Here is a 15,567-nt window from a genome sequence, read left to right as displayed (position 1 = left end):
GATGAGCGCCGCCCGCAGCCTGCACCCGAGCCCGCGCACCCTGGAAGTCGAAAGCCTGGCCAGTTTCGACCGGCTGGTGGCGGACGGCGCGCGGTCCATGCACGGCTGGCACATCCAGTCCCTGGACCTGCGCGGGCGCCGGGAGCCGCTGGAGGCACTCGACGCGCAGGGCGCGATTTTCCTGGGCTGCACCTTCGACGACGGGGTGGAGGAGTCGCTGCGCGGCCGCGGCGCCCTGATCTTTCCCAAGCTGGAAAAGGTCCCGTTCAACCCCTACCGCGGCCGGCTCTACACGCCGCAGGAGCTGTACGCCGGCGTCGCGGAGACCCGCTACGAGGACACCCTGGATGCCCGGGTGTACCAGTGGAGCATCCGGCCCGGCCAGCGGCACCGGCTGGACGCGACGCTGGCGGCGGCCCTGCACGACCACTCGATCGGCGATGCGCTGGAGGAGCTGACCCGCTCGGAGCTGTGCCGTGGCCGCACCATGGTGGGCGTGATGGGCGGCCACGCCGCGAGCCGCGGCTCGGCGGGCTTCACCGAGGCGGCGCTACTGGGCCGCCTGCTGGCGCGCAACGGCCGGGTAGTCGCCACCGGCGGCGGCCCGGGGACCATGGAAGCGGCCAACCTGGGCGCCTACCTCAGCGCGGCAGAGGAGGCAGATTTCCGCCAGGCCCTGGCGGACCTCGCCGCCGTGCCCGGCTTCCGGCCCTCGGTGTCAGCATGGGCGCGGGCCGCGGCCGCCGTCGTCGAACGCCATCCGGACGGCACGCCGTCGCTGGGCATCCCCACCTGGTTTTACGGCCACGAGCCGCCCAACTTCTTCGCCACGCACATCGCCAAATACTTCGCCAACGCCATCCGCGAGGCGGTCCTGCTGGAGCTGTGCAACGGCGGAATCATCTTCCTGCCCGGCTCCGGCGGCACCGTGCAGGAGATCTTCCAGGATGCCTGCGAGAACTACTACGGCGCCCCGGAGACCATCACACCCATGGTGCTGGTGGGCGAGGAGCACTGGCTGCGCAGGTTCCCGGCCTGGCCCCTGCTGCAGAGCCTGGCCGCGGGCCGGCGGATGGAAAACCGGATCTTCCTGGTGGACAGCGTCGAGGAAGCCCTGGCGGTGCTGGAACGCTGAGACCCGCCGTTGAGCGGCTGCCTAGAGGTCTTTTCGGCATGCGGCGCGGCCCAGCTCGTGCAGGCCGTTCAGGTCGCCGGCTGCCAGCCCGTCCGGCGCGCCGATCTCCGGGTACATCAGCTGCGTCGGGTCATCGACGTGTTCCAGGCCCATCACGTGGCCGAGTTCATGCAGGATCACGGCCGTCGCGTAAGCCGAGCCGTCCCCGCGGCCCAGGTCGTTGCCGATTTGCGGCGCGTCCAGTTCCAGGCTGCCGGTGACGAAGTTTTTGGGGCCGTCGCCGAAGCTGAAGTGGGTGCTGCCGCCGGTGCCGATCACGGCGCCCTTGAGCTGCGGCGCCTGCTCCGGGGTGGTCCAGGCGATCAGCAGGGGAGCCCACCGCTCGCCGTACCGTTCCTTTTGGTACGGCGCCCGTGACGGGGACGGGGCCTCGGTAGTGGGTCCGTCGTTAATGAACTTGATCCCGGTGGCCTCGGAGACCGTCCGGATCGCGTTGTCCACCAGTTCGCCGGCGCCCGCGGGAGCCAGCTGAGCATTGACCACGTAGTGCAGGGGCCGGCAGGGGGAGTAGCCCACCGGGGTCCCGTCGGCGTTCGTGGCCAGGAACTTATAGGAGCTGCTGGCCGACGCCGGCGTCAGCGGCCGCCCCAAAGGCTTGTCCTGCTCTTCGATCCCCGGCGGCGGAACAGCCATCTGCGACGCGTCCTCGGGGACGCCGGCTTGCCGGTCCGCCGGGCTGGCCGTGGGGTGGCTGGCCGGCGCGCCGACGGCTGTGGCGTCCGAGCCGCCGTTGAATTCAACCAACCCGACAAAGCGGGGGTCGCCGTAGACCAGCCCGGCGGTCAGGAAGGCGGCCCCCGCGATGAGGACCACGGCCGCCAGGTTCCGGCCCACCCGGGCGGCGCTGCGGCCCCGACTGTGCCGCGGCGAGCGGTCCCGGAGCCCGGGATCGTCCACTAGGCGACCACCGCGCCAAACGCCATGCCCAGCAGGTAGGTGACGGCGGCGGCGCCCATGCCGATGGCCAACTGGCGGAAGGCGCGGCTGGCGGGCGAGGTGCCGGAAAGCAGGCCGACGACGCCGCCGGTCAGCAGCAGGGCGATCCCCACCAGCGCGGCGGATACCACCAGCGCGGCAATGCCGGTCATGCCCAGCAGGAACGGGATGATCGGCACGATCGCGCCGGAGGCGAAGAAGCAGAAGCTCGACGCCGCCGCGCTCCACGCCGTCCCGACGGCCTCATGCTGATCCTCGGTTTCCGGGAGCTCGGGCCGCAGGGACAGGCTGGGATCGCAGTCGCAGTCCAACAGCCCCATCCGCTCGGCGACGCGGTGCTCGGCGGCCTCGCGGGACATGCCGCGGGCAAGGTAGACGAGCAGGAGTTCGTTGTGTTCAATGTCCAGCGACGGCGCTGCCGCGAGCGTGATCTGGGTGGGGCGGGTCGCGGCCAGCAGTTCTCGCTGGGACCGCACGGAGATGAACTCGCCGGCGCCCATCGACAGCGCCCCGGCCAGCAGCCCGGCCACGCCGCTGAGCAGGACCACGGAGCTGCCGACGCCGGAGGCGGCCATGCCCATAACGAGGGACAGGTTGCTGACCAGTCCGTCGTTGGCGCCGAACACCGCGGCGCGGAAGCTCCCGGCGAGCCGGTTGCGGCCGCGTGTGGCCAGGCCGCGGACAACTTCCTCGTGGATCTGCTCGTCGGCGACCATGGCCGGCGTGGCATTGGGGTCGTTGGCGTACGGCGAGCGGCTTTCGGCGCGCTGCGCCAGGGCCAGCACAAACACGGAGCCGAAGTGCCGGGCGAGGAAGCCCAGGAACTGGCTGCGGAGCGAGGCGGGGCGCGGCCGCCCGGCCTGGTCGCCGAGGAGCTGCAGCCAGTGCGCCTCATGGCGCCCTTCCGCTTCGGCCAGGGCGAGCAGGATGTCGCGTTCCTCGCCGCTGCGGTTTTCCGCGAGGTCGCGGTAGACGGAGGCCTCAGCGCGTTCGTCCGCGAGGTACTGCCGCCAGCGCTTGATGTCCGCCGGCGTGGCGGCGGGGCTGGCCGCGGGACCGGCGGCAGACGCTGCGGGGGCCGCGGGGGAGCCTGCGGCGGCAGACGCTGCGGGGGAGCCTGCGGCGGGGCTGGGGTCAGACTGGAAAGGATCAGATGGGGCGTGCTGAGACACGGAAACTCCTGGGCTGGATCGGGCATGGTTCGGCCCCATTGCGAATCCAGCGTACCCCGTAATTCCGCAGATTTTCGGCTGGCAATCCTCAGTGGAAAGTTTCGGTACGCCGTAAAGTAAGTACCCTTACGGTCCGACGGCGGACAGCCGGCGGACAGCCGGCGGCCGGGCCCGACGGCCCTTGACCCCCACTGCGGGCGGTGTTCGAATAAAGGCCAGGGCGGGTTCTCCGGCAGGCCCGCCCGGCCGTTTTCCGGGCGCTGGTTTGAACCGGGACGGCTAGCACGTCACTGCCGCAGCCCGAGCGCACGGAGGTTGCACCATGGACAGCACCGGATCACCGGCCCACCAGCCGGCCAGGGACTCCGTTGAATCGGATCCGGCCTACGATTTTGCCGAGGACGCCCCGGTCGGCGACACGGAGACCGTGGACGAGGAGCTGCTGGAAGAAGCGGACCGGAACGTCCCGCTCGACGCGGAGGATTTCCTTGGGGACGAGCAACCGATCGTGCCCCTCGACGCGGACGAGTTCCGCGAACCCGAGGAAGAAGAATAGCGGACGCCCTTCCGGCTGGAGCCGGGCAGCACGACGGCGGCACTTTCCCCGCGGGGGAGGCGCCGCCGTCGTGCGTGCTGGACTCTGGGCGAATCAGCCGATGGAGCGTGTCAGTGGCTGAGGGCCGGCACCTTGTCCTCTGCCTCCGTGGCGCCGCCGGCCACCCGGTCCTGCCAGGTCTTCATCACCGTGGGATCCGTCGGCCTGGTTAGCAGCGACACGGCGACGTAGACCACCGCGGAGGACAGCAGGCCGTAGTAGATCGGTTCGTTGGCGTAGATGCCGTCCAGCGGGACCTCGGCGTTGATTTCCAGCACGATCATGGTGCCGAGGGTCAGGACAGACCCGACGGCCATCGAGGCGGCCGCCGCTACACCGGTGCCGCGCTTCCACAGCAGGCCGCCCAGGATGGCGACCAGCAAGCCGCCGACGAGGATGTCGTAGGCGATGGTGAGCGCCGCGACGACGTCCTTGGTAATGATGGCGATCACGATCGCCACGACGCCCAGGCCCAGCACCCACATACGGTTGGCCTTGACGTCATGCTCCGGGTTGTCCGTGTCGTCGGTGTTGATGTTCTTGCCGAACCAGCCGGCGACAAAGGGCAGGACGTCGGCGCGGGCCACGGTGGCTGCGGCGATCAGGGCGCCGGAGGCGGTGGACATCATGGCGGCGACGGCTGCGGCGAGCACCAGGCCGCCGATGCCGATCGGAAGCAAGTTGGTGGCGACCTCGGCGTAGACCACGTCCTTGCCGAGGGCCTTGACGTCGATGTCGGGTAGCGCGACGCGGGCGCCCAGGCCGATCAGCGCCCCGGCGGCACCGTAGAGGATGCAGTAGACGCCCGCCGTCGCGCCGCCCCAGCGGGCCACCGTGGGCGTCTTGGCGGTGAAGACCCGCTGCCAGATGTCCTGGCCGATCAGCAGGCCCAGGGTGTAGACGACGAAGTAGGTGATGATCGTCTGGATGCCGATGCCGTCAATCTGGAAGAAGCTGGCATCGACGCGGCTGCGGATCCCGTCGAGGCCGCCCGCGGCGTTGAGCGTGAAGGGCAGCATCAGCAGGAAGATGCCGATGGTCTTGATCACGAACTGGACCTGGTCGGCCAAGGTGATGGACCACATGCCGCCGATGGTCGAGTAGACCAGGACGATGGCGCCGCCGATGGCGATCGCGAGCGCCCGGTCCCAGCCGAAGAGGACCACGAAGATGGTGGCGTAGGCGCCGGTGGACGTGGCGCAGAGCATCAGCGTGTAGGCGAGCATCACAATGCCGGAGGTCTGGGTGGCCCGGCTGCCGTAGCGCAGGCTCAGCATCTGGGAAACCGTGTAGATCTTGAGCTTTTGGATGGTGCCGGCGAAGAGCAGGCTGAGCAGCAGTACGCCGGCGCCGATCGCGACCACGAGCCACATGCCGGAGATGCCGAACTTGTATCCCAGGCCGACGCCGCCGACTGTCGAGGCGCCGCCGAGCACGACGGCGGCCATGGTGCCGGTGTAGAGGAAGGGCCCGAGCCGGCGGCCTGCCACCAGGAAGTCGCTGTTGTTCTTCGTGCGGGACTTGCCCCACCAGCCGAAGGCCAGCATGGCGACGAGGTACACCACCACGATGGCGATATTGACGAAACTTGCGTCCATAAGGGGGCTCCTTGGAGCTGTTCGGAAGCAGCATAGGATCCCCGGCCCGCATCATTGCGGCCGGAGTCCACTGCTGCTTGACGGGAGTTGACGGGAGGGATTCGGCTGGACCACCCACCCCATTGCCTAATAGGCAACACTTGTTGCCAAACACTAGGGTGTGACTCCGGTAACAGTCAAGGCATGACTGCGGCGTGTCCTTCCGGGCGCTCTGGGGGCGGTCTGCGGCTAGGATTGGCTCCAATGATGGGGCCGCGCGGCCGGCCGTGAAAGGTTCCCTTATGAAGGCTCTACCCGTTGAACCGAGCAACGTTCCGGTTGCCATCGGTTCAAGGATCCGTGCCGCCCGGCAGTCGCAGCGGCTCACCATCGAACAGGTCGCGGATGCTACCGGCCTGACCAAGGGCTTCCTTAGCAGGGTGGAACGGGATCTCACCTCGCCCTCGGTGAGCTCGCTGGTCACGCTGTGCCAGGTGCTCTCGATTTCGATCGGCGAGCTGTTCGCCGCGCCGGAAACCCACCTCACCAAGAAGGGGGAGGGCCCCCGGATCTCGCTCGGCGGCGAGGGGATCGTCGAACGCCTGCTGACCGCCCGCTCCGAGCGCCGGGTCCAGATCATCCAGGCCGTGATCGAGCCCCGGGGCCGCGGCGAATCCGAGCTTTACGCCGTCGACTGCGACGTGGATGTGCTGCACGTGGTCAGGGGCAACATCCGGCTCATCCTCACCAACGAGGAATTCGAGCTGGAAACCGGCGACACCGTCACCTTCCCCGGCCGGGAGCCGCACACCTGGATCAACCCCACCAACGAGCCGGTTGAGGTGCTCTGGGTGCTGGTTCCCGCCGCCAGCCGGTAGGTTTTGCCTGGCCTTGGCCGCGTGGGGCAGGCCGCGTTCCTGCCCGGTTGTTGGCTCCCCGGCTCGTACCTAGCCGCGGTGAGCCCCGGAAATCCGCGGGTCGACGCGGCGGTGCGGCCGTCCGCCGTCGTAGAACTGGGCGGGAGCGTCAGCAGGCAGGCGGGGGCGGTCCAGAACCCGGCCTGGACCTGGGTGTGTTCCTTGGGCGGGCCGCGCTGGGCCGGCCGCCTTCCTGCCCGGTTGTTGGCTCCCCGGCTCGTACCTAGCCGCGGTGAGCCCCGGAATTCCGCGGGCCGACGCGGCGGTGCGGCCGTCCGCCGTCGTAGAACTGGGCGGGAACGTCAGCAGGTAGGCAGGCAGGCGGGGCGTCAGCGGCCGGGCCGCGGACCCCGGGCCAGGACGGCCCGGATCTCGGCCAGAACACGCTCCGGCTCGAACCAGATGTGTTCAGGCATGTACCGGAGCACGGCAAAACCGTTCAGTGTCGACGCGTTGTTCCGGCCGAGGTCCCGGCGGAGCGCGTCGCGGTTGGAATGGAACGCGAAGCCGTCCACCTCAACAATGAGGAACCCGTCGAGCAGGAAGTCCACCCGGCCGATCCCGGGCAGGTGGACCTGGGCGTCGAAGCCGATTCCGTTGGTTTTGAAGAGGTGCTGGGCGTCGACCTCAACAATGGATTCGGCCCTCAGGCCCAGGAGCTGCAGCGCCGTGCGCACCGGCCCGGATCTCTTGCCCAGGAGCTCGCCCTTCAGCAACTCCAGGGGCACACCGTGGAGTCGTATTGCCGAGGTCGCTATCGCCGTCGACGCCGGGGGCGCCAGGCAGACCAGGGCATGCAGCACCACGTCCTCGACTGCCGCCAGGGGGAGGGATTCGTGACCCTCGAACCTGACCGTCCGGTGCCTGACGAAGCCGCTGCCGTGGCCGTGGTTGCAGGCGAGATGGTGGCGGTCCGGCGGTTCGCGCAGCCACAGGCCGTAGTGTCCGGCGGCGCTGGCGCAGCTGACCCGGGCATTGTGCCGGACTGCGGCTACGACCTCGGGCGCGCACCCGGGAAGGACAAATACGCCCCGCCGAAGTCGCTGCAATCCGGCGTCGGGCAGGCGGGCGAGGTCCGTGCGGGAAAAGCCCGCGGACAGGAGCTGGCCGGTCCGGGCGACGCCGCCCACCCGGCCGAGGTAGTCAAGGAGGTCCATCAGGCCAGTACAGGGGTTGCGACGGGTCCGGCGACACCGGGCAACCGGGCTATCTGGACAACCCCCGGCCGCCCCGGCCCCGCCCCGACCGCGCCCGGACCCCGTCCGGAGCCCGCCCCGACCGTGCCCAGGACCGCCAGAATCAGCGCTCCCGCCCAGTTCTCCGCGGAAGGCCGACCCCTGCGGCCAGTGAAAGCCCGGAAAGACAAGCCCCGTCCCGGGCGATGCACGTTGCGTAACCCAAGAACTGGGCGGGAACGCTGGCCGGAGCGGCAGGACCCCCGGGATCACGCCCGCAGCACGCGGAGTAGAAGAGGTTTGGTAAACAACTGATGCGCTCCGGGCAACTTTCGAGTGTATGATGGCAGTCACACCCGTCGGACAACCCTCGAAGGAGACGCCTCTCTTGGAAGAGCTGCGCATCGAAGCCAATGGCAACCTTGGCCCCATCGATTCCTCCCGCATCCCGCGCTACGCCGGCGCCGCCACCTATGCCCGCCTGCCGCGGCTGGACCAGGTGGCCAAGGCGGACGTCACGGTGGTCGGCGTGCCCTTCGACTCCGGCGTGTCCTACCGCCCGGGCGCCCGCTTCGGCGCCAACCACGTGCGCGAGGCCAGCCGGCTGCTGCGTCCTTACAACCCGGCCTGGGACGTCAGCCCCTTCGAGAACATCCAGGTCGCCGACGCCGGGGATATGGCCGTCAATCCGTTCAACATCAACGAGGCCATCGAAACCATCCAGCAGAACGCGCTGGATCTCACCGCCGCCGGCAGCAAACTGCTGACCCTGGGCGGGGACCACACCATCGCGCTGCCCCTGCTGCGTGCCGCGGCCGAACGCGCCGGGCAGCCCGTCGCCATGCTCCACTTCGACGCGCACCTGGACACCTGGGACACCTACTTCGGCGCCGAGTACACCCACGGCACACCCTTCCGCCGCGCCGTCGAGGAAGGCATCCTGGACACCGAGGCGATCAGCCACATCGGCACCCGCGGCCCGCTCTACGGCAAGAAGGACCTCGACGACGACCACCGCTTCGGCTTCGGCATTGTCACCTCCGCCGACGTCTACTACCAGGGCGTGCTGGAAACCGTGGCCAAGGTCCGGGACCGGATCGGCAACCGCCCGCTCTACATCTCGGTGGACATCGACGTCCTTGACCCCGCCCACGCTCCCGGCACCGGAACCCCGGAGGCCGGCGGCATCACCAGCCGCGAGCTGCTGGAAATCATCCGCGGCTTCCGCGGCATGAACCTGGTGGGGGCCGACGTCGTCGAGGTCGCCCCCGCGTACGACCACGCCGACATCACCGGCGTGGCGGCAAGCCACGTCGCCTACGAACTCGTCACCCTGATGGCCGACAGCGCTGTCGACGGCGACCGCTCCGGCGCCCCCAGCGGTTACGCGGCGCAGGCCCTCGGCCGCGAATCCCGCCGTCCCGCAGGCTTCGCCGCGACAGCGGCCCAGCAGGTCCAGAGCGGAGCCGCGCAGTGACCGGGGTGCGCAACGGCGGAGACCTCGTCGTCGAAACCCTCGAGGCGCTCGGCGCCAAGACGGTCTTCGGCATCCCCGGCCAGCACGCCCTGGGCCTCTTCGACGCGATGGGCCGCGGAAACCTGCACTTCGTGTCCTCGCGGGTGGAGAACAACTCCGCCTTCGCCGCGGACGGCTACTCCCGCGCCACCGGCGAAGTCGGCGTCCTCTTCCTCTCCACCGGCCCCGGCGCGCTGACCTCGCTGGCCGGACTGCAGGAGGCCTACGCCACCGGCGTGCCCATGGTGGTCATCGCGAGCCAGATTCCCCTGGAGGGCCTCGGGGCGCGGCGCAAGGGCATGCTGCACCAGCTGGATGACCAGAAGGCCTCGGCCGCCAACGTCACCAAGAGCCAGCGGTTGATCCAGCACGCCTCCGGCATTCCCTCGGCCATCCAGGACGCTTGGACCGAAGCCATCTCCTCACCGCAGGGCCCGGTGTGGATCGAGGTCCCGCAAAACGTCCTGCTGGACCCGATCATGGTGCCGCCGGTGGAGGACGCGCTCGCCGAAGCCGCGGACAACCCGCCCCGCGTGGAGCTGGTCCGCGAAGCCGCGAAGTGGCTCTCCGAGGCGAAGCGGCCGGCCATCATCGCCGGCGGCGGCACCCGGCGCGGCCGGGCGGAGAGGTCGCTGCTGTCGCTGGCGGAAAAGCTGCGGGCGCCGGTGATCTGCACCCCTGGCGGCAACGGCGCATTCCCCTGGAACCATGAACTCTCGCTCCAGTCCTGGATCGAGGACCAGTACATGACGGAGCTGCTCGAGGACGCCGACGTGCTGATCGTCATCGGCTCCTCGCTGGGCGAAGTGACATCGAACTACTTCACCTTCGAGCCCCGCGGCCGGATCATCCAGATCGACGCCGAACCCCGCGTGCTGGAGTCCAACCGGCCCGGCCTGGGCATCCGGGCCGACGCCGGCCAGGCACTCGCCGCCCTCGACGAGGCCCTGGCCGCGGCACCGGCCGGCGCCCGCCCCGACTGGCACGGCAACTCACCCGAGGCGCTGGTCAAGGACACCCTGGCCAAGGTCAAGGCCCGGCTGGAATCCCAGGACCTCGCCAAGGAACTGAAGTTCATGGCCGATATCCGCGAGGCCGTTCCCGCGCAGATGCAGACGTTCTGGGACATGACGATTTCCGCCTACTGGGCCTGGAGCTGCTGGGACGCCCGCGAGGGCCAGTTCCACTCCGCCCAGGGCGCCGGCGGCTTGGGCTTCGGCTTCCCGGCGGCGATCGGCGGCGCCGTGGGCCTGGAAACCACCGGCAAGCCCGGCGGCTCGGCCCGGGTGCTCGCGGTCTCCGGCGACGGCTCGGCGATGTACTCGGTCTCGGAACTCGCCACCGCCAAGCAGCACAACGTCCCGGTCACCTGGCTGATTGTCGACGACGGCGGCTACGGCATCCTGCGCGAGTACATGGTGGGCGCGTTCGGCAAGGCCACGGCCACCGAACTGGCCCGTCCCGACTTCGTGAAACTGGCCGAGGCCTTCGGCGTCCCGGCCGTCCGGGTGGCCCCGGAGGATGTGGGGGACGCGCTCAAGGCGGGCTTCGCCGCGGACGGGCCGAACGTCGTCGTCGTCGAAACCCTGCTCAAGATGTTCGCCCCCACGCACCTGGACGTCTAACCCCCGCGCCCACATAGCGCGAACGAACACTTGAGGCCCCGAATCCACGCGGATTCGGGGCCTCAAATGTACGTTCGCGCTTTTTCGTGCAGGCTTCTTAGTTTCCCAAAGCAATCAATTTGCGGTATTGTTGCTTCGGGCAAGTAAGTAAGGGGCTTCCACACATGTCAGTTGCATCGACCACTGCAGCCAAGCTGGTCCACCAAATCTTCGATCTCCAGCGCGCCGTCCGCTGCGTCGCCGCGGCGAACCTCCGCGGCGACGATACCGGCGTCGCGCTCCAGGGCGTGCTGCGCTTTGTGGGGGAGGGGGAAACCCGTGCCACCCAACTCGCGGAGCGGCTCGGCGTCAGCGCTCCGGTGCTCAGCCGGCACCTCGCCGAACTGCTCGAGCAGGGCTACGTGGTCCGCCGGCCGGATCCCGAGGACGGCCGGGCGCAGCTCATCGCGCTCTCGCCGGCCGGGGTCGAGAAGCTGCGCTCCATTGAGGCGCAGCGCGCCGCCACCCTGCAGGGCTTCCTGCAGGACTGGAGCGAGGACGACGTCGAAGCGACCTCGCGCACCCTAAAGAAACTAGCTGAATCCCTCAGGACTTCAGCCCGGGCAAAGACGGCCGGAACCACCGACACGACCACCTTTGTTGAGGAGTAACTCCATGGCCAGCCATGCTGCCGCCGCCGGGCCGTCCCCGGCCCCCACCGATCAGGCGACCCCCGCACCGCCATCCCACCACGAACCACAGGCGGCCATGAGCCACCGGCAGATCATGGAAGCGCTGACCGGCCTGCTGGCGGCGTTCTTCACCGCCATCCTCAGCAGCACCATCGTGGCCAACGCGCTGCCCACCATCATGTCCGAGCTCAAGGGCACCCAGACCGACTTCGCCTGGGTCATCACCGCGGCGCTGCTGGCCAACGCGGCCACCACCCCGATCTGGGGCAAGCTGGCTGACCTCTTCAACAAGAAAGTCCTGGTCCAGCTCAGCATCGTGATCTTCGTGGCCGGCTCCGTTATGGCGGGCCTGTCAGAGACCATCCCGCTGCTGCTGACCGCCCGCGTTATCCAGGGCATCGCAATGGGCGGCCTCACCGCCCTGGCCCAGGCCATCATCGGTTCCATGATCCCGCCGCGCGACCGCGGCAAGTACTCCGGCTACATGGGCGGCGTTATGGCCGTCGGCACCGCCGGCGGACCGCTGCTGGGCGGCTTCATCGTCGACAGCCCGCTCGGCTGGCGCTGGACCTTCTTCGTCTGCGTCCCGCTCGCCGTCGTCGCCTTGATCCTGCTGCAGGTCACCTTGAAGATCCAGCACGTCAAGCGCCCGGCCAAGATCGACTGGCTCGGCTCCATCCTGCTGACCTCCGGCGTCAGCCTGCTGCTGATCTGGGTGTCCTTCGCCGGCAACCCGGACTACTACGACTGGTGGTCCTGGCAGACGGTCGCCATGGTGGGCGGCGGCATTGTGCTCCTTGGCCTGCTGGTGTTGGTGGAATCCAAGGTGGCCCAGCCCATCATCCCGCTCAAGATCATCTCCGAGCGCACCACCGCCCTGGCCATCCTCGCGTCCGTGGCCGTCGGCGTGGGAATGTTCGGCTCCTCGACGTTCCTGGGCCAGTACTTCCAGGTGGCCCGCGGCGCCACCCCCACCGAAGCAGGCCTGCTCACGCTGCCCATGATCGCGGGCAACCTGATCGGCTCGGTGCTCTCCGGCCAGCTGATCAGCCGGACCGGCAAATGGAAGCGCTACCTGATCGCAGGCGCCGTCGCGCTGATCGGCGGCCTCGGCCTGGCCGGCAGCATGGACCACACCACGGACCTCTGGCTGACCGGGATCTACACCGCCATCCTCGGCATCGGCCTGGGCCTGCTGATGCAAAACCTCGTCCTCGCCGTCCAGAACACGGTCCAGGCCAAGGACATCGGCACGGCCAGCGCCTCGGTAGCCTTCTTCCGGTCCGTCGGCGGCGCCATCGGCGTCTCGGTCCTCGGCGCCGTGCTGGGCAACCGGGTCAAGGAGCTCGCCACCGAAGGCCTCGCTGCCGCCGGAATCAAGGTCCCCGGCGGATCCGCGGGGGCCACCATGGACCTCAAGGACATGCCGGCACCCATCCGCGACATCATGCGGGCCGCCTACGGTGACGCGATCGCCGAGGTCTTCCTGATCTCCGCCATCATCGGGCTGGTGGCGCTGGTGGCCATCCTGTTCATCAAGGAAAAGCCGCTGCGCCGCACCGTGGACATCCGGCCGGAAGCTTCCGCCTCCGCCGCCGTCACGGGTTCGGGAACCGCCGCAGGCGTCGAAGCTGCCGCCGGGGCAGCCGCCCACGCCGCCGTCGCTTCCGCTCCCGCAGCGGGGTCCACCGCCGGGCACGCCGCCGGTCCCGCCGCAGCGGGGCACGACGCCGTCGCTTCCGCTGCGCACGACGCTCCCGCCACCGGCATCGTCGACCTTGACCGTGAGTTCATCGAGGTCCTGAGCCGGCAGCGCACCCATGGGTCCCGGTTCCCGGACGCGGCCAGGCAGGACCTGGACAGCCGCCAGAACGGCGACGGCGCGGCCAGGGCCGAGCGGGAAGGGGCCCGGCTCCGGGCCAGAACCATGGTGGCCGAGGCCCGCGCCGACGACGCCGACATTGTGCCGTTGCTGCTGCAGACCCAGCGGCTGCTCGCCGAGCAGCAGGTGCAGCTGGCGGAGGCCCTGCGGGCCGTGCACGAGCAGGCCGCGGAGCAGCGCGCGATTGCCGCCGAGCAGGCCCGGGTGGCCGAGCAGCTCACCACGCTGCGGCGCCAGCTCGCCAAGGAACGCAAGCTGCAGCGCGCCGCTGCCGACTACATCGCCACCCACGGCCGGCACCGCGGCGAGTAGCTAAAGAACGGATGCGGCCCCGCGGCCACCCGACAAGGGTGGCTGCGGGGCCGCTTTTCCCGGCGGCAACACGAGCACCTTCGACGCCGGAGGTTTCACCCCGGCAGGGGATTTCGTAGAGTGGGACAGCTGAGGCTGTCGGCCCCATCTGCTATTCCTTTCCTTGCCGGACTTCTGCTTTTTCCTCTTCTGCGATTCATGAACCATTCCAAAGGATCCGTGGGCATGCTTGTCACCCTCATACGGCGCTATTCCAAGCCGTATCTGCCGTATATTGCGGCCGTCGTCGTCTTCCAGCTGGCCTCCACCATTGCGGCCCTGTACCTGCCCAGCCTGAATGCCCAAATCATCGATGAGGGAGTCTCCCGCGGCGACACGGACTACATCTGGCGCACCGGCGGGCTGATGCTTGGGGTCGCGCTGGTCCAGGTGGTCACCGCGATCGCCGGCGTCTACTTCGGTTCCAAGGCCGCGATGGCGTTCGGCCGGGACCTGCGCCGCGGCGTCTTCCGGAAGGTCAGCAGCTTCTCCGCCCGCGATGTCAACGTCTTCGGCGCCCCGACGCTGATCACCCGCGGCACCAACGACGTCCAGCAGGTCCAGATGCTTATGCTGATGGGGCTGAACTTCATGGTGGCCACCCCCATCATGTGCATCGGCGGCATCGTGATGGCCCTCCGCGAAGACCTCAACCTGTCCTGGCTGGTCTGGGTCTCCGTCCCCCTCCTGGTGGTCGTGGTGGGCTACCTTGTGGTCCGCCTGATGCCGCTTTTCCGCTCCATGCAGGCCAAGATCGACCGGCTCAACGGCATCCTGCGCGAGCAGATCATCGGCATCCGGGTGGTCCGCGCCTTCGTCCGAGAGCCGCACGAAGCGCAGCGTTTCGGCGCCGCCAACAAGGAACTCACCGACGTCTCACTGAAGATCGGCGCGTTGTTCGTGCTGATGTTCCCGGCGATCGGCATGATCCTGCACGTTTCCACCGCCGCCGTGCTCTGGTTCGGCGGCCAGCGCGTGGACGCCGGGGAGATGCAGGTGGGCTCGCTGACGGCGTTCCTGCAGTACCTGCTGCAGATCCTGATGGCCGTCATGATGGGCACCTTTATGGCCATGATGATCCCGCGCGCCTCGGTCTGCGCGGACCGCATTGGCGAGGTGCTCGACGTCGAACCCTCCATCCACGAACCGCTCACCCCCGTCGCCCCGGCCGCCAAGGCGGGCCGGGTGGAATTCCGCAACGTCTCCTTCGCCTACCCCGGCGCCGAGGCGCCGGTGCTCAGCGACATCAGCTTCACCGCCGAACCCGGCCAGACCGTGGCGATCATCGGGTCCACCGGCGCCGGCAAGACCACCCTCCTGGCGCTGCTGCCGCGGCTCTTTGACGCCGCCTCGGGCGAGGTGCTGCTCGACGGCGTCCCGGTCACCCAGCTGGACCGCGCCGAGATCACCGGGCGCGTCGCGATGGTGCCGCAGCGGCCGTACCTGTTCTCCGGCACCATCGAGCACAACCTGCGCTTCGGCAAATCCGAGGCCACCGACGCGGAACTCTGGGACGCGCTCACGGTGGCCCAGGCCGCCGACTTCGTCCGGGAGAAGAAGAACGGCCTCGGCGCCCGGATTTCCCAGGGCGGCACCAACGTCTCCGGCGGCCAGCGCCAGCGGCTCTGCATTGCCCGCGCGCTCGTCACCGAACCCAAGGTCTTCCTGTTCGACGACTCGTTCTCCGCCCTGGATGTCGCCACCGACGCCCGGCTCCGGAAGGCCCTCAAGGCCAAGACCGCGGACGCCACCGTCATCATCGTCGGCCAGCGCGTCTCCACCATCGCGGACGCGGACCAGATCCTGGTGCTGGACAACGGCCGGATCGTGGACCGCGGAACCCATGAGGAGCTCCTCGCCAGCTCCAGCACCTACCAGGAAATCGTCGAATCCCAGCTGACCGCGGAGGCCATCGCGTGAGCACCAACAATAAGCGCAGCCCCGACACCGCCGGC

12 protein-coding genes are annotated in these 15,567 nt (G+C 69.3%); 8 read left to right on the top strand and 4 right to left on the bottom strand.

From position 1 onward, the window contains the following. The first annotated feature begins 1 nt into the window (after window position 1). The gene (locus ABIN76_RS12070; RefSeq protein ID WP_346959931.1) at window positions 2-1,135 is read left to right on the top strand and encodes a Rossmann fold nucleotide-binding protein; all 1,134 of its coding nucleotides are present in this window, start codon (window positions 2-4) and stop codon (window positions 1,133-1,135) included. A gap of 21 nt (window positions 1,136-1,156) precedes the next feature. Here ABIN76_RS12070 and ABIN76_RS12065 read toward each other — a convergent pair whose 3' ends face one another. Together ABIN76_RS12065 and ABIN76_RS12060 are read right to left on the bottom strand one after the other, a co-directional pair. Continuing rightward, entirely contained in the window at window positions 1,157-2,092 is a 936-nt protein-coding gene (locus tag ABIN76_RS12065) for a matrixin family metalloprotease (RefSeq protein ID WP_346959930.1), read from the bottom strand. Then, on the bottom strand, window positions 2,092-3,303 hold the full coding sequence (locus ABIN76_RS12060; protein ID WP_346959929.1) for a VIT1/CCC1 transporter family protein: 1,212 nt from the start codon (window positions 3,301-3,303) through the stop codon (window positions 2,092-2,094). The genes ABIN76_RS12065 and ABIN76_RS12060 overlap by 1 nt, the downstream gene beginning before the upstream one ends. 322 nt (window positions 3,304-3,625) lie before the next feature. Between ABIN76_RS12060 and ABIN76_RS12055 the strand changes: the two genes are divergently transcribed. After that, complete coding sequence (locus ABIN76_RS12055; RefSeq protein ID WP_346959928.1) at window positions 3,626-3,859, top strand: hypothetical protein; 234 nt, start codon at window positions 3,626-3,628, stop codon at window positions 3,857-3,859. 110 nt (window positions 3,860-3,969) lie between these two features. Here ABIN76_RS12055 and ABIN76_RS12050 read toward each other — a convergent pair whose 3' ends face one another. Further along, window positions 3,970-5,496 carry a sodium:solute symporter gene (locus tag ABIN76_RS12050; RefSeq protein ID WP_346959927.1) on the bottom strand — a complete coding sequence of 509 codons (1,527 nt, stop codon included), beginning with the start codon at window positions 5,494-5,496 and terminating at the stop codon, window positions 3,970-3,972. A 281-nt stretch (window positions 5,497-5,777) separates the two neighbouring features. On the opposite strand from ABIN76_RS12050, the gene ABIN76_RS12045 reads away from it, so the two are divergent. Then, window positions 5,778-6,353: a cupin domain-containing protein gene (locus ABIN76_RS12045; RefSeq protein WP_346959926.1), complete on the top strand. Its 576-nt coding sequence runs from the start codon at window positions 5,778-5,780 to the stop codon at window positions 6,351-6,353. 368 nt (window positions 6,354-6,721) lie between these two features. Here ABIN76_RS12045 and ABIN76_RS12040 read toward each other — a convergent pair whose 3' ends face one another. Next, window positions 6,722-7,549 (bottom strand): DUF559 domain-containing protein, encoded by an 828-nt coding sequence (locus tag ABIN76_RS12040; RefSeq protein WP_346959925.1) that lies wholly within the window; start codon window positions 7,547-7,549, stop codon window positions 6,722-6,724. Between the two features lie 406 nt (window positions 7,550-7,955). Between ABIN76_RS12040 and speB the strand changes: the two genes are divergently transcribed. The 5 genes from speB (at window position 7,956) to ABIN76_RS12015 (ending at window position 15,532) form a co-directional block, all read left to right on the top strand. After that, window positions 7,956-9,044: an agmatinase gene (speB, locus tag ABIN76_RS12035; protein WP_346959924.1), complete on the top strand. Its 1,089-nt coding sequence runs from the start codon at window positions 7,956-7,958 to the stop codon at window positions 9,042-9,044. Next, window positions 9,041-10,708 carry a thiamine pyrophosphate-binding protein gene (locus ABIN76_RS12030; protein ID WP_346959923.1) on the top strand — a complete coding sequence of 556 codons (1,668 nt, stop codon included), beginning with the start codon at window positions 9,041-9,043 and terminating at the stop codon, window positions 10,706-10,708. The genes speB and ABIN76_RS12030 overlap by 4 nt, the downstream gene beginning before the upstream one ends. Before the next feature lie 164 nt (window positions 10,709-10,872). Then, window positions 10,873-11,358 carry a MarR family transcriptional regulator gene (locus ABIN76_RS12025; protein ID WP_346959922.1) on the top strand — a complete coding sequence of 162 codons (486 nt, stop codon included), beginning with the start codon at window positions 10,873-10,875 and terminating at the stop codon, window positions 11,356-11,358. Window positions 11,359-11,455: 97 nt separating this feature from the next. After that, window positions 11,456-13,573: an MFS transporter gene (locus ABIN76_RS12020; RefSeq protein ID WP_346959959.1), complete on the top strand. Its 2,118-nt coding sequence runs from the start codon at window positions 11,456-11,458 to the stop codon at window positions 13,571-13,573. 225 nt (window positions 13,574-13,798) lie between these two features. Beyond that, window positions 13,799-15,532 carry an ABC transporter ATP-binding protein gene (locus ABIN76_RS12015; protein WP_346959921.1) on the top strand — a complete coding sequence of 578 codons (1,734 nt, stop codon included), beginning with the start codon at window positions 13,799-13,801 and terminating at the stop codon, window positions 15,530-15,532. The last annotated feature ends 35 nt before the right edge of the window (window positions 15,533-15,567 follow it).

Origin of the sequence: uncultured Arthrobacter sp. (assembly GCF_964021775.1) — a bacterium.
In the GTDB taxonomy this organism is placed as follows: Bacteria; Actinomycetota; Actinomycetes; order Actinomycetales; family Micrococcaceae; genus Arthrobacter.
This window is presented reverse-complemented; position numbering and strand designations above follow the sequence as displayed.

Coding starts and splice junctions, on each gene's coding strand:
- ABIN76_RS12070 (WP_346959931.1), top strand. CDS start 2: ATGAGCGCCGCCCGCAGCCTGCACCCGAGCCCGCGCACCCTGGAAGTC.
- ABIN76_RS12055 (WP_346959928.1), top strand. CDS start 3,626: ATGGACAGCACCGGATCACCGGCCCACCAGCCGGCCAGGGACTCCGTT.
- ABIN76_RS12015 (WP_346959921.1), top strand. CDS start 13,799: ATGCTTGTCACCCTCATACGGCGCTATTCCAAGCCGTATCTGCCGTAT.
- ABIN76_RS12050 (WP_346959927.1), bottom strand. CDS start 5,496: ATGGACGCAAGTTTCGTCAATATCGCCATCGTGGTGGTGTACCTCGTC.
- ABIN76_RS12020 (WP_346959959.1), top strand. CDS start 11,456: ATGAGCCACCGGCAGATCATGGAAGCGCTGACCGGCCTGCTGGCGGCG.
- ABIN76_RS12025 (WP_346959922.1), top strand. CDS start 10,873: ATGTCAGTTGCATCGACCACTGCAGCCAAGCTGGTCCACCAAATCTTC.
- ABIN76_RS12045 (WP_346959926.1), top strand. CDS start 5,778: ATGAAGGCTCTACCCGTTGAACCGAGCAACGTTCCGGTTGCCATCGGT.
- ABIN76_RS12040 (WP_346959925.1), bottom strand. CDS start 7,549: ATGGACCTCCTTGACTACCTCGGCCGGGTGGGCGGCGTCGCCCGGACC.